Annotated in this window: 18 protein-coding genes and 1 tRNA gene; 18 read left to right on the top strand and 1 reads right to left on the bottom strand. The window is 69.6% G+C overall.

Translation table 11 applies throughout. From position 1 onward, the window contains the following. The 10 genes from E2E34_RS02405 to E2E34_RS02450 all read left to right on the top strand — a co-directional run. On the top strand, nucleotides 1-1,551 hold a 1,551-nt coding region (locus tag E2E34_RS02405; RefSeq protein ID WP_138900221.1), incomplete at its 5' end, for a cell division protein FtsK. Nucleotides 1,552-1,690: 139 nt separating this feature from the next. Next, a complete protein-coding gene (locus E2E34_RS02410) occupies nucleotides 1,691-1,942 on the top strand; it encodes a hypothetical protein (RefSeq protein ID WP_138900222.1) in 252 nt (83 codons plus the stop codon). A 162-nt stretch (nucleotides 1,943-2,104) separates the two neighbouring features. After that, a complete protein-coding gene (locus E2E34_RS02415) occupies nucleotides 2,105-2,293 on the top strand; it encodes a hypothetical protein (RefSeq protein ID WP_138900223.1) in 189 nt (62 codons plus the stop codon). A gap of 9 nt (nucleotides 2,294-2,302) precedes the next feature. After that, complete coding sequence (locus tag E2E34_RS02420; RefSeq protein ID WP_138900224.1) at nucleotides 2,303-2,911, top strand: hypothetical protein; 609 nt, start codon at nucleotides 2,303-2,305, stop codon at nucleotides 2,909-2,911. A gap of 2 nt (nucleotides 2,912-2,913) precedes the next feature. Next, nucleotides 2,914-3,381, top strand: a complete 468-nt coding sequence (locus E2E34_RS02425) for a hypothetical protein (protein WP_138900225.1) — start codon at nucleotides 2,914-2,916, stop codon at nucleotides 3,379-3,381. An 85-nt stretch (nucleotides 3,382-3,466) separates the two neighbouring features. Further along, complete coding sequence (locus tag E2E34_RS02430) at nucleotides 3,467-4,384, top strand: bifunctional DNA primase/polymerase (RefSeq protein WP_138900226.1); 918 nt, start codon at nucleotides 3,467-3,469, stop codon at nucleotides 4,382-4,384. A 160-nt stretch (nucleotides 4,385-4,544) separates the two neighbouring features. Further along, nucleotides 4,545-6,089 carry a YfjI family protein gene (locus E2E34_RS02435; RefSeq protein WP_138900227.1) on the top strand — a complete coding sequence of 515 codons (1,545 nt, stop codon included), beginning with the start codon at nucleotides 4,545-4,547 and terminating at the stop codon, nucleotides 6,087-6,089. A 305-nt stretch (nucleotides 6,090-6,394) separates the two neighbouring features. Further along, nucleotides 6,395-6,586, top strand: coding sequence for a helix-turn-helix transcriptional regulator (locus tag E2E34_RS02440; RefSeq protein WP_138900228.1), 192 nt, complete (start codon nucleotides 6,395-6,397; stop codon nucleotides 6,584-6,586). Between the two features lie 11 nt (nucleotides 6,587-6,597). Beyond that, nucleotides 6,598-8,076: a tyrosine-type recombinase/integrase gene (locus E2E34_RS02445; protein ID WP_138900259.1), complete on the top strand. Its 1,479-nt coding sequence runs from the start codon at nucleotides 6,598-6,600 to the stop codon at nucleotides 8,074-8,076. A 103-nt stretch (nucleotides 8,077-8,179) separates the two neighbouring features. Next, complete coding sequence (locus E2E34_RS02450; protein ID WP_138900229.1) at nucleotides 8,180-8,926, top strand: hypothetical protein; 747 nt, start codon at nucleotides 8,180-8,182, stop codon at nucleotides 8,924-8,926. Between the two features lie 168 nt (nucleotides 8,927-9,094). On the opposite strand, the gene E2E34_RS02455 is transcribed toward E2E34_RS02450, so the two are convergent. Continuing rightward, nucleotides 9,095-9,166: transfer RNA gene (locus E2E34_RS02455), tRNA-Arg, on the bottom strand. Between the two features lie 165 nt (nucleotides 9,167-9,331). Here E2E34_RS02455 and E2E34_RS02460 point away from each other — a divergent pair. The 8 genes from E2E34_RS02460 (at nucleotide 9,332) to E2E34_RS02495 (ending at nucleotide 20,605) form a co-directional block, all read left to right on the top strand. Then, the gene (locus tag E2E34_RS02460) at nucleotides 9,332-9,865 is read left to right on the top strand and encodes a response regulator (protein ID WP_138900230.1); all 534 of its coding nucleotides are present in this window, start codon (nucleotides 9,332-9,334) and stop codon (nucleotides 9,863-9,865) included. A gap of 244 nt (nucleotides 9,866-10,109) precedes the next feature. Continuing rightward, complete coding sequence (nrtL, locus tag E2E34_RS02465) at nucleotides 10,110-11,156, top strand: ArgS-related anticodon-binding protein NrtL (RefSeq protein ID WP_138900231.1); 1,047 nt, start codon at nucleotides 10,110-10,112, stop codon at nucleotides 11,154-11,156. 16 nt (nucleotides 11,157-11,172) lie between these two features. Further along, nucleotides 11,173-12,564 (top strand): diaminopimelate decarboxylase, encoded by a 1,392-nt coding sequence (lysA, locus tag E2E34_RS02470; protein ID WP_138900232.1) that lies wholly within the window; start codon nucleotides 11,173-11,175, stop codon nucleotides 12,562-12,564. A 110-nt stretch (nucleotides 12,565-12,674) separates the two neighbouring features. Beyond that, on the top strand, nucleotides 12,675-13,976 hold the full coding sequence (locus tag E2E34_RS02475) for a homoserine dehydrogenase (protein ID WP_208765123.1): 1,302 nt from the start codon (nucleotides 12,675-12,677) through the stop codon (nucleotides 13,974-13,976). Between the two features lie 6 nt (nucleotides 13,977-13,982). Then, nucleotides 13,983-15,053 carry a threonine synthase gene (gene thrC, locus E2E34_RS02480; protein WP_138900233.1) on the top strand — a complete coding sequence of 357 codons (1,071 nt, stop codon included), beginning with the start codon at nucleotides 13,983-13,985 and terminating at the stop codon, nucleotides 15,051-15,053. Nucleotides 15,054-15,321: 268 nt separating this feature from the next. Next, entirely contained in the window at nucleotides 15,322-16,242 is a 921-nt protein-coding gene (gene thrB / locus E2E34_RS02485) for a homoserine kinase (RefSeq protein WP_138900234.1), read from the top strand. 334 nt (nucleotides 16,243-16,576) lie between these two features. Next, nucleotides 16,577-18,643, top strand: coding sequence for a transcription termination factor Rho (gene rho, locus E2E34_RS02490; protein ID WP_138900235.1), 2,067 nt, complete (start codon nucleotides 16,577-16,579; stop codon nucleotides 18,641-18,643). Between the two features lie 318 nt (nucleotides 18,644-18,961). Next, nucleotides 18,962-20,605: a trypsin-like serine protease gene (locus E2E34_RS02495; protein ID WP_138900261.1), complete on the top strand. Its 1,644-nt coding sequence runs from the start codon at nucleotides 18,962-18,964 to the stop codon at nucleotides 20,603-20,605. The last annotated feature ends 140 nt before the right edge of the window (nucleotides 20,606-20,745 follow it).

A 20,745-nucleotide genomic window follows, 5' to 3' on the forward strand; every position in this document is an offset into this window, starting at 1 on the left:
GTGCTCGGGTGGGCGGGGACGCCGGCCGACCGGCCGCTCATCGACGCGGCCAAGGTGAAGTTCCGCCACCGCAAGCTCACCTCCGACATCGTCACCCGAGCTTTCCTCGCGGCCGGGCTGACCAAGGCGGATCAGGGTGTCGCGTTCCCGCAGCCGATCCGGCAGGACGGCGACGGCTGGCGGGTGGTGGTGGACCTGCCGTACGGCAAGACGTTCTCCGACGCGGTCAAGAAGCGCGACGCCCTCGCGTCCGGCATCGACGTGGCGGAGACCCAGGTGTTCCTGGACCGCGATGCCACCAGCTCACGCCGGGTGTCAATGTGGGTAGCCAACCGCGACCCGCTCGCCGTGCCGACCGGCCGTTCCCCGCTGCTGGGCATGGACCGGGTGGACTTCTGGAAGCCGTTCCCGTGGGGCCGTGACGAGCGCGGCAACGAGGTGCAGATCAGCATGCTGTGGGTCTCGCTGCTGGTCGGCGCAGTACCCCGGCAGGGTAAGACGTTCTCCGCCCGCACGATCGCGCTCGCCGCCGCCCTGGACCCGTACGTGCGGCTGTACGTGTTCGACGGCAAGGCGTCGCCGGACTGGCGCAAGTTCTCCAAGGTCGCCCACCGGGTCGGCTTCGGCACCGTCCCGCAGGCCGGGATCGACCCGGTGATGCACCTGGTCAACTCACTGCAGGAACTCAAGGCCGATGTGGAGGACCGTTACCACCGGCTGTCCGAACTGCCGTTGCACGTCTGCCCGGAGGGCAAGCTCACCCCGGCGATCTCGCGGGACAAGAAGTACGACATGCCGCTCGTGCTGTTCGTGGTGGACGAGGTGCAGGAGTACTTGATGCACCCCGTACACGGGAAGACCATCCTTGAGCTGTTGGTCTTCCTCGCCCGCGTCGCGCCGGCCGTCGGTGTCTCGGTGATGACCGCGACGCAGAAGCCTGACGACACCGCCTGCCCGTCCGTGCTGCGCGACCAGCACCAGGCCCGGTTCGCGCTGCGGGTCGGCGCCTACCAGGTCTCCGAGACCATCCTCGGTGCCGGATCGTACGGCGAAGGGCTGGACGCCTCCCGGCTGCTCAAGTCCCACAAGGGCGTTGGGCTGCTCAAGGGCATGACCGACGATGCCGGGATCGTGCGCACCTACCTGGCCGATGGCCGGGACGCGGAGACGATTCTCACCCGCGCGCAGGTCCTGCGCGGGGCAGAAGGCACCCTCACTGGCGACGCCGCCGGGGAAGCGCCGGCCGATGCCGCGCTGGCGACGATCCTGGACGACATTGCCGCCGTGCTCGGCAAGGGCGAGGCCAAGCTCTGGTCCGAGACCATCGTGGACCGCCTTGCCGAACTGCGGCCCGACGTCTACGGGCCGTGGGCCGAGATGGAGCCCAAGCCCAAGGCCGAACAGCTCACCGCAGCGCTCAAGCCGTACGGCATCGGTACCGAGCAGATCAGCCGCCGCATCGGCGGCAAGACCGTCAACAAGCGCGGCATTCTCCGCTCCGACCTCTCCAGGGTGATTACGGAACGCAACAAGAAGCGGGACGCGAGCTAGGCCCCGGAGGTCGCTTGCGCAAGCATCAACCGTCGCTTGCGCAAGCGACCCCGCTAGCGACCCAAACCACACCTGATCAGGTCGCTAGCAGATAGCGGCCGACCTGCGCAAACCCCGAATCCCGCCCCGGAGGTCCTTCATGACCCTTCCGCTGCTCGCTAGCACCCTGCTGATCATTCTCACACTCTGTTACGCCTGCGTGTGCGCTGCCCAGCCGTTCGGCCGCTGCCACAAGTGCGACGGACTCGGCTTCGCCCTCAGGCACGACCGCAAGGGACGGCCCAAGCGCGGCAAGCACTGCCGCCAATGCAACGGCCACGGCATCCGCATACGGCGCGGCCGACACCTCTACAACCTGTGGGCCCGCACCTACCGCGACGGCACCCGCTGACCCGGACACAAAGCGGCCGACGGTGCCCGTCATGAGACGTACCCCGCTCCGAGCAGGAGCTAGGCGGGCGCAACCGTCGGCCAGACCCTCGAGCTTGCCAGCACCCGAGAGCGCTCGCAGCTTAGCCAGCCACCCCGACACACAGTCAAAGGAGTTCACGCCATGGCAGTCACCGTCTCGCTCGTGGCCCTGTTCGCCCTGGTCCTGTTCTTCCTGCTCCGCTCCAAGTCCCTGGGCTACGGCTCCGCGTTCGTCGCCGCCGGGTTCGGCTTCTTCCTCGCCTCCACCGGAGCCTCCGGCCCCATTAACCAGCTCGCGACGGCCGTCATCGACGCCGTCGGCAACCTCTAGGGAGCCGTGATGAACGAGCCGATCCTTGCCCCCAGTTCGCTCGCCGTGGTCCTTCCGAAGTTGGCCCCGGCCATCGCCACATCGACCGTGCTCATCCTCGGCCGGATCTGGAACGCCAACGGGGCTGAGCACTCCGTCGGCAACGCCACGCTGATGGTCGTGCTGGCCACCGGAGCCGCGGCGGCCGGCGCGTTCGCCTCCGCCGGTCGCTCCGGTGACGGGGTCCTCGCCGGAACATGTTTCGCCGCATCTGGAGGGCTCGCGCTCGCTGGTGTTGCCGGATACGCCGACGGCTGGTCGCTGCCGCTGCTGCTGTGGGCGCTGGCGACCGCTGTGGCGTACGGGCTCGCTGCCCGCCATTGGCGCACCGACCGCCGCGACACCGTGGCCTACGAGCGGCAGACCACCGAGCGCCGCGAGACCCACGCCCACACCGAACGCGTGGAAGCCCTACGCGCCGGGGCACAGATCGAGGTCGCCCGCGAGGGCGCCGCCTACGCCACCGCCCTCGCCCAAGCGCTCACCGCCCGCGCGACGCTGCCCGGCTTCGACCCGGTGGAACTCACCCGCGCCGGACTGCCCGAACTCCCCGCCATCGACAACACCAAGGAGCACTGACCATGCTCGAGATTCGCATCATCTGCGACCCGTCCGACACGGACCGCGTGACCAAGACCCTCACCGCAGCATTCGCCACCGGCCCGGTACGCCAGTACGCCACCCGCGACGGTGACCGCGCCCGGCTCTACATCTCGGCCGACCACTTCACCGACGGCGAGCCGGAGCCGGAGGCATGGCCAACGCCGGAAGAGGCGTACGCCCTCGCCCCGAGCGTCATCAGCGAGATCGGTTGGACCACCAACGAGGCGATCGGCCGCCCGTCCTTCGCGTGGCTGGATCGGGAGTTCTGGCTTCGTAAGGCCGCCGTCCTGGACCGCATCGCCCTCACCGATGACGCCCCCTGTGACGCGGGCGAGGTGGCCATCGAAGCGGCCCGCCGCGTGATGGAGCTGGACGCCCAGGCTGATGCGAGCGACCCGCGCGGCTACGTCCGCCAGCAGTACGCCCACTGGGCCAAGACCAAGTAGCTACGCCCGGGGCGGTCGCTCTCTCGCCAAAGACCGCGACCGCCCCGGCTCTCCGTCCCTCCGAAGAAACAGGAGAACCCACAGCATGACGCAATCCACCCCCGTCCGGCGAGCGCCCAGCTACCGGGCGCCGCTCCCGGACGCTCTTCACTCCGCGCTCCGTCTCGCATCGGCCGGCGTGCCCGTGCTGCCCCTGCGCAAGGGCAAGGTGCCCTTCGGGAACTGTCCCGCCTGCGCGGGCAGCGCGTGCGGCGACCGGCCGCACATGAAGGCCGCTGGTCCCTGCCGTTGCCCGCAGGCGTGCCACGGCTGGGCAGCCGCCACCACGGACCCCAACGTCATTACCTCCGCTGCCTGGGCGCCAATGTGGCGCACGGCCGCAGCCGTCGCCTACCACCCCGCCGGGGCGAGGCTGACCGTCGTTGACCTGGACGACGCAGATGCCGTTGCCTGGGCCCGCGCAACGCTGACTGTCACCAGGATCGTGCCGACGACGCGCGGAGAGCACTGGATCTACCGGGGAACGATGCGGTCGGCCAACTCCGTACGGCCGGGCGTGGACATCAAGTCCGCGATGGCCTACACCCGCTGGCTCGGACCGGGCACCGGCGCCATGACCGACCTGCCGTCGGCCGTCCGCGCCTTGGTGGACAAGGAAGAGACCACCCCCGCCGGGCGAGGCGTGGTCTCTTCACCTCCCGAGCGCGCGGTGTGGGACCACACCGTGGCCACCGGGTGTCGCCACACCGAGCGTTACGTGCGAACCGGCCTGGAGCGAGGCTTGGCCAAGGTACGCGCCCGCACGGAGTCCGGCGCCGGATCGCAGGCGTTCGGCGTCGCCCAGTTCCTCGGAGCCCAGCACGCGGAGTGCCCCGGCCCTTGCGCACTGGACACCTTGGGACAGCAGGTCGTTGCCGCTGCGGTATCGGTCGGTGTCCCCGAGCCCTACGCCCAACGGGCGGTCGCCAACGGCCTCACCGCTGCGCTCGGGAGGGCGGCATGAGGATGCCCGCCGTGCACTGCCCGCATGCCGCCGACGAGCCGACCCTCGCGGTCACAGAAGGCGTGGAAGTCGCCGCCCGACAGGGCGTCCTTTCTGCCCTCTGCCCTGGCCAGGCTGCCGAGGACCGACACCAGGCCACAGCCGGAACGGGGACCGCAGCATGACCACCACGAACAACACCGACCTGTGGGAGGGCTTTGACCCTCTCGCCGTCGAAGAGATCACCGGCCCCGTGTGGGACGAGCCGGTACCGCTCACCGCCCGCAGGGACCTGCCCGACTTCCCCGTGCAGGCCCTGCCCGACTGGCTCAGGAACATGGTCGCGGCCGTCGCCGAGGAGACCCAGACCCCGGCAGATCTCGCCGGGTGCTTGGCCCTCGCAGTCGTCGCCACGGCGGCCGGCGGCCGCGCCATGGTCTGCGTACGTGGCCGCTGGCGCGAGCCGGTCAACCTCTACACCGCCGTCGCGCTCGATCCGGGCAACCGCAAGAGCGCCGTCTTCGCGCTCATGACCGAGCCGCTGATGGCCGTGGAAAAGACCCTCGTGGAACTTTCTGGTCCTGCCCGCGCTGAAGCCGAGACCACCGCCCGCCTAGCCAAGGCAGCCGCAGACAAGGCAGCGGCCAAGGCGGCGAACGCGGAGGCCGGGATGCGCGACCAGCTCACCGCCGAAGCCGTCGCGCTCGCTCAGGCTGCCGAGGAAATCAAGGTCCCCTGCAAGCCACAGCTCGTTGCGGACGACGTGACGCCAGAGAACCTGGCCACTCTGCTCACCGAGCAGGAGGGGCGGATCTCAGTGCTGTCGCCGGAGGGCGGCATCTTCGACATCATCGCCGGACGCTACAGCGGCGCCCCGAACATGGAGGTCTTCCTCAAAGGCCACGCGGGCGACATGGTCCGGGTCAACCGGCAGGGCCGCGACGCCCAGCACATCGAGCGGCCCGCCGTGACCATGGGTCTCGCGGTGCAACCGGAAGTGCTCGAATCCATCGGGCAGATCAAGGGCGCCGACGGGCGCGGGCTGCTCGCCCGCTTCCTGTACGCCCAGCCTGAATCGCTGGTCGGTCGGCGCAACCTCACCCCGCAGCTCATTCCCGACGACGTCGCGGACACCTACGCGCAGCGTCTCGGAGGGCTGGCCATGGCCCTGAACGGATGGACCGACCCCGCTCTCCTCACGCTCACGCCGGAAGCAGACGCGGTGATGCTCGCCTATCAGAAGGTCACCGAATCCCGCATCGGCAAGGGCGGGGCGCTCGCGGCCGTCGTGAAGTGGGCTAGCAAACGAGACGGAGCCGTAGCCCGCATCGCCGGACTGCTGCACCTTGCCACCCACCCCGACGGCGCATGGCAGCGCCCCATCGAGGCCGCCACGCTCGCCGCCGCAACCGAGCTGGGCGACTACTTCACCGCCCACGCCCAGGACGTGTTCGACGCCATGGGCGCCGACCCCGCGCAGGAAGCCGCCCACCAGGTCCTCACACACCTTAGGGACACCCGGTTCAGGGGCTTCACGAAACGTGAGCTGTTCCGGCAGCTCTCCCGCGGTGACTTCCCCGCCATGGCCGACCTCGATCCCGCCCTGGTGTTGCTCGAGGAACACGGCTGGCTCCGCCAACTGCCACCACCCCCGCGCACTGGGCGCGGCGGCCGGCCGCCCTCGCCCCGCTACGAGGTGCATCCGCGCCTCACCCGCAGCGCCTGACACAACCCCCGCCGGACCGACACAACTGACACAACCTGCGGCATGCCCCGCTGACCTGCGGCGACGGTCGAATCGGCCGCTCCGACAGAACCTCCGGAAACTCTGACAGAACCTAACCCCCGCTCCCGGCGGCCCGGTCGTGACAGAACCTCGCACCGGGAGTTTTGTCAGAGTCTTCGCGAGTTCTGTCACGACGCTCCCACGCGCCGAAACCGCAGGCCAGCGCCCTGGACGGCAGGTTCTGTCAGTTCTGTCAGCGGTTCCGCCCACGAGCCACAGAAACGTGCGATGCAAGGAGCCCACCCGTGGCCAAGTCCCGCGAAGAAATGCTGACCATTCCCCAAGTGATTGAAGAGATCGGAGTACCGCGAGCGACGTTCTACCGCTGGCGACAGCTCCGCAAGGGTCCCAAGGCCATCAAGCTCCCCAACGGTTCGGTGCGCATCAAGCGATCGGAACTGGAGCGCTGGATGCGGGCGTTGGAGGAGGCGGCGTGAATCACTGCAAGATGAGTCAGGCCCCGGGCGCCCGCAACAGCGGGCGCCCGTCCGGGCCGGAAGAGCCGACCCTCTCCACTGACGTTCGGGTGTGGAAAGTCAATAGGGTCAACAGCAAGCGCGCTCCCTACCAACTCCGTTGGACGGTTGCGGGAAAGGTGAAAACCGCAAGTTTCGCCACCGTGGCACTCGCTGAAAGCCGCCGCTCGGAACTCTGGCAGGCGATGCGCAAGGGCGAGGCGTTCGATGTGGATTCCGGGCTCCCGGAATCAGAGATCCGTGCCGCTGCCGCAAAGGACAACGAGACGCTGGAACCCACGTGGTGGGAGTTCTCACGCGAGTACATGGCAACACGTTGGCGTACTACGGCAGCCAAGACCCGCGAGGGCCTGGCAGACAGTCTCGCCACGGTGGCGCTCGCAATGATGAGCGACGGGCCCAAGAAACCGACGCTTGGAGAGGTGCGGTTGGCAGTCCGTTGGTACGTCGTGCCGGCGCACAAGGACGAGGACCCTCCGCCGGACCTCCAAGCTGCATGCGTCTGGCTGGCGGCCCGCTCCTTGACGTTGTCCGCACTCACAGATCCGAAGGTGCTGCGGGACGTGCAGTACCGCCTTGCCTTTAAGCTGGACGACACCCCGGCAGCGGGGGAGACGTATAAGCGGCGCCGTCGCGGCTTCAACACGGCCATGGAATACGCGATAGAGCGCGGGTACCTCGAAGAGAATCCGCTCGCGTACGTGAAGCGGGCCAAATACAAGGGCGACGACGCAGTAGACCCCAGAGTCCTGGTCAACGCCGTGCAAGGGACGCAGCTTCTTACAGCCGTTTCTTACGTCGGATCTGTTCACCGCAACCGCGGGCGGCGTCTGGTCGCGTTCTTTGCCTGCCTGCTCTACGCGGCGATGCGGCCGGCGGAAGTGGTCGGGCTTCGAGAGCAGGACTGCTACCTACCGGAGAAGGGATGGGGGACTCTGACGCTCCACGAGACGCACCCAGTGTCCGGCAAGAAGTGGACCGACACCGGGAAACGTCACGACAAGCGCGGTTTGAAGTCCCGTGAAGCAAAGGCAGACCGCCCCGTGCCGATCCCGCCGCTGCTGGTCGAGATGCTTCTAGACCACATCAAGGAGTTCGGCACGGCGAAAGACGGCCGGCTCTTTCCGAACGAGCGTGGCGACGTGCTGGGAACCTCCAGCTACTGGCGTGTCTGGCAAGAAGCCCGGCTCATCGCTCTTCCGCCGGACAAGGAGAGCTCCCCGCTCGCCCACCGGCCCTACGACCTCCGGCACACCTGCATCACCAACTGGCTGAATGCCGGAGTGCCCGTCGCGGAAGTAGCGCGCCGCGCGGGCAACTCACCTGAGGTGATCCACCGCCGGTACGAGGGTTGTATCGACGGTCACGAGGCGCTCAACAACAGGAAAATCGAGCAGGCGATGGGGTGGTCAGGCAAGGGTGTGGATCGTTCGGGGTCTCATGAGGCCTGACATCGGGTCGAGTTGGGGCGCAGGGAAGCTGACAGCTACCGTTGGTCGTCCTCTAGGCCCAACTCCGTCTCGCAGCAGGGCTCATGGTGGGAGCATGTGGCGCATGGCCACCCCGCCCGTCACCCTGCCCATGACGTCTTACGGATGTCGTCTCGGCCGCCGTGAGCTCGACTCCCTTTTCACCGTGGCGTCGCAGGGCTTCAGGCCCACGGAGATCGAAGTCTCACACGAGCGCCACAGCCGCGTCTTTAGTGCGCCGAGCCTCACAGAGCTGATAGCGGCGGTTCAGGCAGCCCCGCTGCCCGGCAATCCGGAGGAGTGGGACAACGTCAAGTTCACCGCTACTGACCCGTCCGGTAGGCGCACGGTGACCATGCATCTCACGCCGCAGATGGTAAGTGCGACGGTCGCCGGCACTGACGCCAATCTCGTTTACGGCACCCATACCCAAATCCGCATCTTCCTCGAAGACAAGGCGATCGGCGGCAGGGACAGCCCAGTGTCCGAACCGAGGAAGCAGCTGCAGAAGTCTCTGACGGGCCTTGTGATCTTCGGCTTCATGCTGGTGTATGGGGTGTTCTGGTACACCCCTGAGCCGGGGAGTGCGCCGCCGCCCCTGACATTCCTCGGGCTGATTGTGACCGGGTTTTTTGGCTTCGCCGTCAAGGAATGGTTGCAAGACCGGACCAGCAGAGGATGCCTGGAGCCCACCCGCAACCTGTTGGTCGGCAGCTTGTGGAGTCGGCTACCCATGATGGAGCGGTTGACAGCGATTGCCGCGGTGATTGCTGCCCTGGCCGCTGTCGGCACCCTCGTCTCCGCCGGTAGCGATCTTTTCAAGAGCGGATGAGCCCCTAGGTGCGGGGTGGCGCTGATCGGCCCCTTAAGGCTCACTCGCCACTCACTCGGGAACAGCGAATGAGAACGACAAAGAGCCGGACCCAGTGGGACTGGGTCCGGCTCTTGAAGTCTGGCACTTCCGCAGGTCAGCGGGTGTTTCACGCTGGTCCGGCTTCTGTGCCCCCGGCAGGATTCGAACCTGCGCACACGGCTCCGGAGGCCGTTGCTCTATCCCCTGAGCTACGGGGGCGTACCGCCGCGGTGAAGCGGCGACGGGTTGAACACTACCAGCTCCGGTCGGGTGTTCATGAACAGGTTTCGGGAGGTCGCGCGGCTCGGGTCGTGCGACCTCCCCGTGCGGGTGGAAGTCGGCAAAAGCCGGACGCGGTGGTCGGGGGCGACCTACTCTCGAGTTGTGCCAGGCGTGTCCGGCCGCGTGCTTGTTGTGGACGACAACAAGGTCATCCGGCAGTTGATCAGGGTCAATCTCGAGCTGGAGGGCTTCGAGGTGGTGACCGCGGCCGACGGTGCCGAGGCTCTGGACATGGTTCACCGCGTCTGCCCCGATGTCGTGACGCTGGACGTCGTGATGCCGCGCCTCGACGGGCTGCGTACGGCCGCGCGGCTCCGGGACGACCCCGGGACCCGCCATCTGCCCCTCGCGATCATCAGCGCCTGTACGCAGTACGAGGTGGAGAGCGGCCTCGCGGTCGGTGTCGACGCCTTCCTCTCCAAGCCCTTCGAGCCCGCCGAGCTGGTCCGCCTCGTACGGCAGTTGGCTCGCCGCGAGCGCACATCGGCTGTTGACGGCAGCGTCGAGGCCAGCGGTGGTGACGACAGTGCCGAAGGCCGGATCGAAGGCCGGAACGACGGACGGGCCGATGGCCGGAACGACGGCCGGGCCGACGACATGCACGAAGCCGGGCAGGCCGGCCGTACTGTCGGCTGACCGGGCTGAGTGGCTGACCGGGCTGAGTGGCTGACCGGCTGGACGGCCGAGCGGCCGAGCGGCCGAGCGGCCGAGCCGTGACCGTTGAGTGGATCCCTGTCGGCCTGCCCTCCAGGCCTCGCCCACCCCGATCGCCGATGCGCCTCCCGGCTCGAAGCCCGTCACCCGGTCGGGTGGCGCCCCCGGTGCCCGCATGGCGAAACCGGTTCGCGTTCAGGCCCCCCTCCTCCCATACGCTTGTGCCGTGACCCCCGCAGAGCTCTCCCGTACCGTGCTGCGCGCCGTGCGTCGCGCCGTGGACGCGGACGTGCTGCGGGCGCCGGTGCCGGAGCGCGCCGTCGTCGAGCGGCCGCGGCCCGGCGGCCGCGGGGACTACGCCACCAACGTCGCCCTCAAGCTCGCCGGCCCCGCCGGCCGCCCCGCCCGCGAGGTCGCCGAGATCCTGCGGGCCCAGCTGCTGCTGACCGGGTACGACGCGATCGTCGACGTAGAGGTCACCGGCCCCGGGTTCCTGAACTTCACCCTCGCCCCCGACGCCCACTCCTCCGTCGTACGCACCGTCCTCGCCCAGGGCCGCGCCTACGGCCACGGGGCCGCCCTCGCCGGTGACGTAGTCCGGGTCGGCACCGGGACGCTCGCCCGCGCCGTCGCCCGGATCGCCCACGCGCTGGGCGCGAGCGTCGTCCGTACGGGCGGCGGTGAGAACAGCACGGCGGGCGGCGAGGACGGTACGGGAAGCGCCGGGAACGGAACGGGCGGCGCCGCGTACAGCACGGCAGCCGCCGAAGGCGGCGAGAACCCCGCCGAACGGGCCCTCGTGGCCCTCCTGGGCCGCGACGCCGCCGTCTGGCACCTCGTCTGGCCCACCGCGACCGCCTCGGCCGACGACCTCCTCGTGCAGCGGGAGACCAACCCCCTCTTCCGCGTCCGGTACGCCCACGCCCGCACCCGCGCCGTCGTCCGCAACGCCGCCGACCTCGGGTTCCACGGGGAGGACGCCGAGGGCACGGGGAGAGGCGCCGAGGCTCAGGCGCTCGTACGCGCTCTCGCCGATTACCCCGCCGTCCTCGAAGCCGCCGCCCGCCACCGCGCGCCCGACCGGCTCGCGCGGCACCTGGACATGACAGCGGAGGCCTTCTTCCGCTTCCACGACGCCCACCCCGTCCTGCCCCTCGGCGACGAGAAACCCTCGGTCGCCCACCGTTCCCGGCTGGCCTTCGCCGAGGCCACCGGGACGGTGCTCGCCGGCGGCCTGTCCTTGCTCGGCATCAGCGCACCCGAACATCTGTGAGAGAGACAGAAGGACCATGAGCCGTTCCGCACACCCCGCCGGGCCCCGTCACGCCGATGTCTACCCCGAGGGCCACTACACCGCCCCGGCCGCCGACCTCAACGCGCTCGACGAGAAGGTCTGGGCGCGGACCGTACGACGCAACGAGGACGGCGTCGTCACCGTCGGCGGCATGGAAGTCAGCCGCCTCGCCGAGGAGTTCGGCACACCCGCCTACTTCCTCGACGAGAGCGACTTCCGCGCCCGCTGCCGCGCCTGGGCCGACGCCTTCGGGCCGGACGCCGACGTCTTCTACGCGGGCAAGGCGTTCCTCTCCCGGGCCGTGGTCCGCTGGCTCAAGGAGGAGGGGCTCAACCTCGACGTCTGCTCCGGCGGGGAACTGACCACCGCCCTCGACGCCGGCATGCCCGCCGAGCGCATCGCCTTCCACGGCAACAACAAGTCGGTCGAGGAGATCGAGCGGGCGGTACGTGTCGGGGTGGGGCGGATCGTCCTCGACTCCTTCCAGGAGATCGTCCGCGTCGCGCACATCGCGCAGAGCCAGGGCAAGCGGCAGCGCGTACAGATCCGGGTGACCGTCGGCGTCGAGGCCCACACGCACGAGTTCATCGCCACCGCCCACGAGGACCAGAAGTTCGGCATCGCCCTCGCGGACGGCCAGGCCGCGGAAGCGGTACGGCGCGCCCTGCGGCTCGACGGTCTGGAGCTCATCGGCATCCACTCGCACATCGGCTCGCAGATCTTCGACATGGCCGGCTTCGAGGTGTCCGCCCGCCGCGTGGTGCAGCTGCTCACCGAGGTGCGCGACGAGCACGGCGTCGAGCTGCCCGAGATCGACCTCGGCGGCGGCCTCGGCATCGCGTACACCTCCGAGGACGACCCCCGCGAGCCGCACGAGATCGCCAAGGCGCTGACCGAGATCGTCGGCCGGGAGTGCGAGGCCGCCGGGCTCAGCACCCCCCGCATCTCCGTCGAGCCCGGCCGGGCGATCGTCGGGCCCACCGCGTTCACCCTCTACGAGGTCGGCACGATCAAGCCGCTGGAGGGGCTGCGTACATACGTGAGCGTCGACGGCGGCATGTCGGACAACATCCGCACCGCCCTGTACGACGCCGAGTACAGCGTGGCGCTGGTGTCGCGCACCTCGGACGCCGAGCCGATGCTCGTCCGTGTCGTCGGCAAGCACTGCGAGAGCGGTGACATCGTGGTGCGGGACGCGTTCCTGCCCGCTGACCTCGCGCCCGGCGACCTCATCGCCGTGCCGGCCACCGGCGCCTACTGCCGCTCCATGGCGAGCAACTACAACCACTCGCTGCGCCCGCCCGTCGTCGCGGTGAATGATGGTGAGGCCCGGGTCATCGTCCGACGCGAGACGGAGGAGGATCTCCTGCGTCTCGATGTCGGCTGATGAAATAGATGTCTCGCAATCTGGACCACGGACAGAAAGTCCCGTCCGGTGAGTGAGACTGGTTCACATTCATGCAAGAAACGCTGTGCCGAATGAAAGGCGTAGGTCGAATGATGCGTACGCGTCCGCTGAAGGTGGCGCTCCTGGGCTGTGGTGTGGTCGGCTCAGAGGTGGCGCGCATCATGACGACGCACGCCGAAGACCTCGCCGCCCGCATCGGCGCCCCGGTCGAGCTGGCCGGGGTCGCCGTGCGCCGCCCCTCCAAGGTGCGCGAGGGCATCGACCCCTCGCTGATCACCACCGACGCGACCGCGCTGGTCAAACGGGGTGACATCGACGTCGTGATCGAGGTAATCGGTGGCATCGAGCCCGCCCGGGCCCTCATCACCACCGCGTTCGAGCACGGCGCCTCCGTCGTCTCCGCGAACAAGGCACTGCTCGCGGAGGACGGCGCGGCCCTGCACGCCGCCGCCGAGGCGCACGGACGGGACCTGTACTACGAGGCCGCCGTCGCGGGCGCCATCCCGCTCGTACGGCCGCTGCGCGAATCCCTCGCCGGTGACAAGGTCAACCGCGTGCTCGGCATCGTCAACGGCACGACGAACTTCATCCTCGACAAGATGGACACGAGCGGAGCCGGTTACTCCGAGGCGCTCGACGAGGCCACCGCCCTCGGGTACGCCGAGGCCGACCCCACCGCCGACGTCGAGGGCTTCGACGCCGCCGCCAAGGCCGCCATCCTGGCCGGGATCGCCTTCCACACCCGGGTGCGGATCGGCGACGTGCACCGCGAGGGGCTGACCGAGGTCACGGCCGCCGACATCGCCTCCGCCAAGCGCATGGGCTGCACCGTCAAGCTCCTCGCCATCTGCGAGCGCGCGGCCGACGGCAATTCCGTCACCGCCCGCGTCCACCCGGCGATGATCCCGCTGACCCACCCGCTGGCCTCGGTCCGCGAGGCGTACAACGCGGTCTTCATCGAGGCCGAGGCGGCCGGGCAGCTGATGTTCTACGGCCCCGGCGCCGGCGGGGCGCCGACCGCGTCCGCCGTGCTCGGCGACCTCGTGGCGGTCTGCCGGAACCTGGTCGCGGAGACCACCGGGCCCGGCGAGTCCGCGTACACCCAGCTTCCTGTCAGCTCCATGGGGGAGGTCGTCACGCGGTACCACATCAGCCTCGATGTGGCCGACAAGCCGGGTGTGCTCGCCCAGGTCGCGACGGTCTTCGCCGAGCACGGCGTCTCCATCGACACCGTGCGCCAGCAGAGCCGACAGGACGGAGTCGGCGAGGCATCCCTCGTCGTCGTCACCCACCGCGCGCCCGACGCCGCCCTCTCGGGGACCGTCGAGGCGCTGCGCAAGCTCGACACCGTGCGCGGTGTCGCCAGCATCATGCGTGTTGAAGGGGAGTAAGGACCCATGACCAGCATCGGCACCCACCAGTGGCGCGGCATCATCGAGGAGTACCGGGACCGTCTTCCGGTGACGCAGACGACGCCCGTCGTCACGCTCGGCGAGGGTGGCACGCCGCTCGTACTGGCGCAGGTCCTCTCCGAGCGCACCGGCTGCGAGGTGTACCTCAAGGTCGAGGGCGCCAACCCGACCGGTTCCTTCAAGGACCGCGGCATGACCATGGCGATCACCCGGGCCAAGGAGGAGGGCGCGAAGGCGGTCATCTGCGCCTCCACCGGCAACACGTCGGCCTCGGCCGCCGCCTACGCGGTGCGCGCCGGAATGGTGTGCGCCGTCCTCGTGCCGCAGGGCAAGATCGCGCTCGGCAAGATGGGCCAGGCGCTCGTGCACGGCGCCAAGATCCTTCAGGTCGACGGCAACTTCGACGACTGCCTGACGCTCGCCCGCAGCCTCTCCGACAACTACCCGGTGGCGCTGGTCAATTCGGTCAACCCGGTCCGCATCGAGGGCCAGAAGACCGCCGCCTTCGAGATTGTCGACCGGCTCGGCGACGCCCCGGACGTTCACGTTCTTCCCGTCGGCAACGCTGGAAACATCACCGCGTACTGGCGCGGGTACCGCGAGTACGCGGCCGACAAGATCTCCACCCGGACCCCCCGCATGTGGGGCTTCCAGGCCTCCGGCTCGGCCCCGATCGTGCGCGGCGAGGTCGTCAAGGACCCGCACACCGTCGCCACCGCGATTCGCATCGGCAACCCCGCCTCCTGGCAGTACGCCCTGGCGGCGCGGGACGAGTCGGGCGGCTTCATCGACGAGGTGACGGACCGTGAGATCCTGCGCGCCTACCGCCTGTTGGCCTCCCAGGAAGGCGTCTTCGTCGAGCCCGCCTCGGCCGCCAGCGTCGCCGGTCTGCTCAAGGCCGCCGACGAGGGCAAGGTCGACCCCGGCCAGAAGATCGTCTGCACGGTGACCGGAAACGGCCTCAAGGACCCGGACTGGGCGGTGGCCGGAGCGCCGCAGCCCGTCACGGTGCCCGTGGACGCCGCCACGGCCGCCGAGCGCCTCGGTCTCGCGTAGAGGCCGGGCGGGGGGCCGGCCGGTGGCGTAAAGCCCCGTAAGGCCCCGTAAGACCAGACATAGGCGCACAGGATGGCTCGCGACACGCATCGTGCGCCTCCTGTGCGCCCTATGTCGTCACAGAACCTTCCTTCGATAGGCTGTACTCAACCCGCCCCGCCGCATATGCCGCGGTGCTGCTGCCGTCATGGCCTCCGGGTGTTCGTACGTCCTTCAGAATGTCGCAGTCCGCACAATCTCGCAGTCCCACAAGGAGAGTCGTCGAGCGATGGCCGGTCCCGCGTTCCGCGCCGCCGCCGTAAGGGTGCGCGTCCCCGCCACCAGCGCAAATCTTGGTCCCGGCTTCGATGCCCTGGGCCTGTCGCTGGGGCTGTACGACGATGTCGTCGTCCGGGTCGCCGACTCCGGGCTGCACGTAGACATCGCAGGTGAGGGCGCCGAGACGCTGCCCCGCGACGAGAGTCACCTGCTCGTACGGTCGCTCCGCACCGCCTTCGACCTGCTCGGCGGACAGCCGCGCGGCCTGGAGGTCGTCTGCGCCAACCGCATCCCGCACGGCCGCGGCCTCGGCTCCTCCTCCGCCGCCATCTGCGCCGGGATCGTCGCCGCGCGCGCCGTGACCATAGGCGGCGACGCACGGCTCGACGAGGCGGCGCTGCTGGAGCTGGCGACCGAGATCGAGGGCCACCCCGACAACGTCGCCGCCTGCCTGCTCGGCGGCTTCACGCTGGCCTGGACCGACGGGGGAGCGGCCAGGGCGATCAGGATGGATCCTGCGGATTCCATCGTTCCGGTGGTCTTCGTGCCCGGCAAGCCGGTGCTCACCGAGACCGCCCGCGGCCTGCTGCCCCGTACCGTCCCCCATGTGGACGCCGCCACCAACGCGGGCCGCGCCGCCCTGCTCGTCGAAGCCCTGACCAGGCGTCCCGAGCTGCTGCTCGCGGCGACCGAGGACCGACTCCACCAGGACTACCGCGCCCCGGCGATGCCGGAGAGCCTGGCCCTGGTCAACCGACTGCGCGCGGACGGCGTCCCCGCGGTCATCTCCGGCGCGGGCCCCACGGTCCTCGCGCTGGTCGAGGACAGTGCGGCCGACAAGGTCGCACGGCTCGCGGGCGAGGGGTGGGCGGCCAATCGGCTGGCTCTCGACGCCGCGGGAGCGAGTGTCCTGCCGCTCGGGGCGCAGTGACACGCGATTGCCGGTGAACGAGAGGGGGAATATTTGTTGGATCCGGTAGTGTTAATCTCAAGTCTGCACCCGGCGTCCTTGTGGCGCGGTGCATCGTGTCCCCGTTCGGGACCACTTCTTCCGGGAGCCTCCCCAACTGCCTGAGCAGCCTGCCTGAGCAGTTTCGAGCACGCTCCGGAACCGGCAATTGCACGAGCCGGACCCCCAGCACGTTTATCTCTCCGCCATATCCGGCGGACCACCGCCCCGGCACGGTTCAACAAGACCGCAGTCGGACAGCACAACCGGTCGCCGAGCCAGACAGGCCGACGTCCGCTCCAGGGAAGGACCCTTCGTGAGCGACACCACCGATCTGATGGGCGTGACTGCCGACAAGAATGTCGACAACACCGCGTCCGCCGCAGGTGCTGCCACTGGTAGTGCCGCACGCCGCCGCCGCTCCGGCACCGGCCTCGACGGCATGGTCCTGGCCGAGCTGCAGCAGGTCGCGTCCGGCCTCGGCATCAGGGGCACCGCGCGTATGCGCAAGAGCCAGCTGATCGAGGTCATCAAGGAAACGCAGGCCGGCGGCTCCGCCCCGGCCAAGAGCGCCGAGACGGCCGGCTCAACCGCCGAGACCAAGCCGAAGCGCCGCGCCACCTCCAAGGCCCGTACGGGCGACGAGAGCGCCAAGGCCCCGGCCGCCGCGCCCGCCGCCGAGCAGGCCGTGGCGCAGCAGCAGATCGACATCCCCGGTCAGCCGGCCAGTGACGACCAGCCGGCCGGCGAGCGCCGCCGGCGTCGCGCCACCGCGCAGGCGGGCAGCCCCGAGTCGGCTGTCGCCACCGAGGTGAAGGCCGAGCCCAAGGCCGACCTCAAGACCGAGGTACGGACCGACGCGCAGCCCGAGGCCAAGGCCGAGGCCGCCGTCGACACCGCCGAGGGCCGCCGCGGCGACCGCCAGGAGCGCGGTCAGCGCGGCGACCGCCGGGAGCGCGGTCAGCGCGACCGCGGCGAGCGCGGGGAGCGCGGTGACGGCCAGCGCGGCGACCGCCAGGAGCGCGGGGACCGCGGCGACCGCCGTGACCGCGGCAAGGGCGACGACCAGGGCGGCCAGCGCCAGCAGCGCCAGGGCGGCCAGGGCGGCCCGCAGGGCGCCGGACCCCAGGACGACGACGATTTCGAGGGTGGCCGTCGTGGCCGCCGCGGCCGCTACCGCGACCGCCGTGGCCGTCGTGGCCGCGAGGAGTTCGGCAGCGACGCGCCGCCGGTCTCCGACGACGACGTCCTGATCCCCGTCGCGGGCATCCTGGACATCCTCGACAACTACGCGTTCATCCGGACCTCCGGCTACCTGCCGGGCCCGAACGACGTGTACGTCTCGCTGGCCCAGGTGCGCAAGAACGGCCTGCGCAAGGGTGACCACGTCACCGGCGCCGTCCGCCAGCCCAAGGACGGCGAGCGCCGCGAGAAGTTCAACGCGCTCGTACGCCTCGACTCCGCGAACGGCATGGCGGCCGAATCCGGCCGCGGGCGCCCGGAGTTCAACAAGCTGACGCCGCTGTACCCGCAGGACAGACTGCGCCTCGAGACCGACCCGGGCGTCCTGACGACCCGGATCATCGACCTCGTCGCGCCGATCGGCAAGGGCCAGCGCGGCCTGATCGTGGCCCCGCCGAAGACCGGCAAGACCATGATCATGCAGGCGATCGCCAACGCGATCACCGTCAACAACCCCGAGTGCCACCTGATGGTCGTCCTGGTCGACGAGCGTCCGGAAGAGGTCACCGACATGCAGCGGTCGGTGAAGGGCGAGGTCATCTCCTCGACCTTCGACCGGCCGGCCGAGGACCACACCACCGTCGCCGAGCTCGCCATCGAGCGCGCGAAGCGCCTCGTGGAGCTGGGTCACGACGTGGTCGTCCTGCTCGACTCGATCACCCGTCTGGGCCGTGCGTACAACCTCGCGGCTCCCGCCTCCGGACGCATCCTGTCCGGTGGTGTCGACTCGACCGCGCTCTACCCGCCGAAGCGCTTCTTCGGTGCGGCGCGCAACATCGAGGACGGCGGCTCGCTGACCATCCTGGCCACCGCGCTCGTCGAGACCGGCTCGCGCATGGACGAGGTGATCTTCGAGGAGTTCAAGGGCACCGGCAACATGGAGCTCAAGCTCGACCGGAAGCTCGCCGACAAGCGCATCTTCCCGGCTGTCGACGTCGACCCGTCCGGCACCCGCAAGGAGGAGATCCTCCTCAACGCGGAAGAGCTCGCCATCGTCTGGAAGCTGCGCCGGGTGCTGCACGCGCTCGACTCGCAGCAGGCGATCGAGCTGCTGCTGGACAAGATGAAGCAGACGAAGTCGAACGCCGAGTTCCTGATGCAGATCGCCAAGACGACCCCGTCGGGCAACGGCGGCGACTGACCGCCGCGGTACCGCTGAGCCGCCCCGTCACGAAAGTGGCGGGGCGGCTTTGTCGTTCCCGGTGATGTAAACCCCGGGAACGGTAAGGGTGTTGCCAAGTTGTGTTCACTGGTTGGTCACAAGTGGCCCCAGGTGTACGGGAGTCGGTCGTACGATCGATCGGCCGCAGGTGGGGAGATCCATTTGGGGCGCCTTCCCGTACATCTGAATCAGGAGTCCCGAGTGATCTCTGGCAAGCAGGGCGGCCGGCACCGCCGCCGGATACGCGCAGCCGTACCGGTGGCGGGCGCGGTGATCGCGGCCGCCGTCGCCGGTGCGATGCTGATGGCCCCGGCCAACGCGGCGCCGCCGCCGCCCGAGCCGCCCGCGAGCGAGCCGTCCGTCACCGCACCCTCCCAGGCGGAACTGGCCGCGCGGCTGGCGTCGGCGGCCAAGAAGGCCCAGCAGCCGCCCACTTCGGACCGGTTCTCGTCCGGCGGGACGATCGAGCCGATGGTCATCGGGGGTACGAACACGAGCATCGCGTCGGCTCCCTGGATGGCCCAGCTCTTCTACAACGACGGTCCCGACTCCTTCTTCTGCGGCGGCGCCGTCGTCGCGCCAACGAAGATCCTCACCGCGGCGCACTGCGTCAAGGGCGTCGACTGGAAGGCCAAGGGCGTCGTCGTCACCGGAAGCGACAAGCTGGGCACCGGCGGCACGAAGTCGGCCGTCCGGCGGCAGTGGAACCACCCGAAGTACAGCGACTACACGCTCGACAACGACATCGCCGTCCTGACCCTGGCCGCCCCGGTCAAGGCCAGGCCGATCAACATCACGAAGTCGGACGACACCGCGTCGTACCGGCCCGGGACCCTCGCCACGGTCTACGGCTGGGGCCGCACCACGTCCACCAGCAACGCCGTCTCGCAGACGCTCCGCAAGGCGGAGCTGCCGCTCAACTCCGATGCCACGTGCGCGAACTGGCAGCTGGGCCACCAGTTCGTCAAGGGCCACATGGTGTGCGCGGGCAAGCCCGCCAGCGGCCGGGACAGCGGCACGAAGACCGCCTGCAACGGTGACTCGGGCGGCCCGCTGGTCGTCGGCGGCAGGATCGTCGGCGTGGTCTCGTGGGGCATCAAGGACTGCGTCGAGAAGGGCGCGTACAGCGTCTACGCCAAAGTCAGCTCGTACGCCGGCTCCGTCGTCCCGCGGGTGGACGACGCCAACCTGAGCGGCGACCACCGTTCCGACGTCCTTGCCCGGCGCAGCTCCGGCGGCACTCTCTACTCGTACGCCTCCAAGGGCACCTCGCTGGCCGCGCGTGTCAGCCAGGGCGACTACAGCGGCACCAACGTGATCCTCCAGAGCGACCTGAACCGCGACGGCCTGGAAGACCTGGTCGTCCGTACGACCTCCGGGGAGCTCTGGTGGTCGCACTACGTGCCGTCCACCCGGCAGTGGGCCAACACGAAGATCGCGTCCGGCTGGGGCTCCAGGAAGCACGTCGTCGTCCCCGGCGATGTCACCGGCGACGCCCTGCCCGACCTGCTGTCGGTCGACTCCGTAGGCGTCCTGTGGATCTACCCGGGCAAGGGGAACGGCACCTTCTCGCCCCGCGTCAAGGCCGGCACCGGTTACGGCCAGTTCAACTCCGTGCGCGGCAACGGCGACTTCACCGGCGACGGCAAGGCCGACCTGATCACCCGCAAGGCCAGCACGTCCGAGATGTTCCTCCACAAGGGGACCGGCAAGGCCGGCACCGGCGCCTTCGCCGCCAAGGTCGAGGTCCGTACGTGGCGCGACTACAACGCCTTCGACGCGGCCGGTGACGTCACCGGCGACGGCAGGGCCGACTTCCTGGCCCGTACGCCCGGCGGCACGATGTATCTCTACCCGGGCACCGGCAAGGGCTCGTCGGAGATCTTCGCCACACGCGTCAAGATCGGCACCGGCTGGCAGCAGTACAACATCTTCGGCTGAAACGGCTGGTGAGAAAGGCCGTTGGTCCCTCTCGCCCACACCGCTCATCCGCGCCCTGTGGCCCCTGCCCCCAGCAGGGGCCACAGGGCGTTGTGCAACCCTTCACGGTGATCCGCCGTCTGACAAGTGTCGTAAGTGCC

The organism is Streptomyces albidochromogenes, from assembly GCF_005981925.1.
GTDB classification, from domain to species: domain Bacteria; phylum Actinomycetota; class Actinomycetes; order Streptomycetales; family Streptomycetaceae; genus Streptomyces; species Streptomyces albidochromogenes.

Excerpts from the sequence above, each read along its gene's own strand:
- E2E34_RS02410 (WP_138900222.1), top strand. The coding sequence starts at position 1,691 with ATGACCCTTCCGCTGCTCGCTAGCACCCTGCTGATCATTCTCACACTC.
- E2E34_RS02415 (WP_138900223.1), top strand. The coding sequence starts at position 2,105 with ATGGCAGTCACCGTCTCGCTCGTGGCCCTGTTCGCCCTGGTCCTGTTC.
- E2E34_RS02420 (WP_138900224.1), top strand. The coding sequence starts at position 2,303 with ATGAACGAGCCGATCCTTGCCCCCAGTTCGCTCGCCGTGGTCCTTCCG.
- E2E34_RS02425 (WP_138900225.1), top strand. The coding sequence starts at position 2,914 with ATGCTCGAGATTCGCATCATCTGCGACCCGTCCGACACGGACCGCGTG.
- E2E34_RS02430 (WP_138900226.1), top strand. The coding sequence starts at position 3,467 with ATGACGCAATCCACCCCCGTCCGGCGAGCGCCCAGCTACCGGGCGCCG.
- E2E34_RS02435 (WP_138900227.1), top strand. The coding sequence starts at position 4,545 with ATGACCACCACGAACAACACCGACCTGTGGGAGGGCTTTGACCCTCTC.
- E2E34_RS02445 (WP_138900259.1), top strand. The coding sequence starts at position 6,598 with ATGAGTCAGGCCCCGGGCGCCCGCAACAGCGGGCGCCCGTCCGGGCCG.
- E2E34_RS02450 (WP_138900229.1), top strand. The coding sequence starts at position 8,180 with ATGGCCACCCCGCCCGTCACCCTGCCCATGACGTCTTACGGATGTCGT.
- lysA (WP_138900232.1), top strand. The coding sequence starts at position 11,173 with ATGAGCCGTTCCGCACACCCCGCCGGGCCCCGTCACGCCGATGTCTAC.
- E2E34_RS02475 (WP_208765123.1), top strand. The coding sequence starts at position 12,675 with ATGATGCGTACGCGTCCGCTGAAGGTGGCGCTCCTGGGCTGTGGTGTG.
- thrC (WP_138900233.1), top strand. The coding sequence starts at position 13,983 with ATGACCAGCATCGGCACCCACCAGTGGCGCGGCATCATCGAGGAGTAC.
- thrB (WP_138900234.1), top strand. The coding sequence starts at position 15,322 with ATGGCCGGTCCCGCGTTCCGCGCCGCCGCCGTAAGGGTGCGCGTCCCC.
- E2E34_RS02495 (WP_138900261.1), top strand. The coding sequence starts at position 18,962 with ATGCTGATGGCCCCGGCCAACGCGGCGCCGCCGCCGCCCGAGCCGCCC.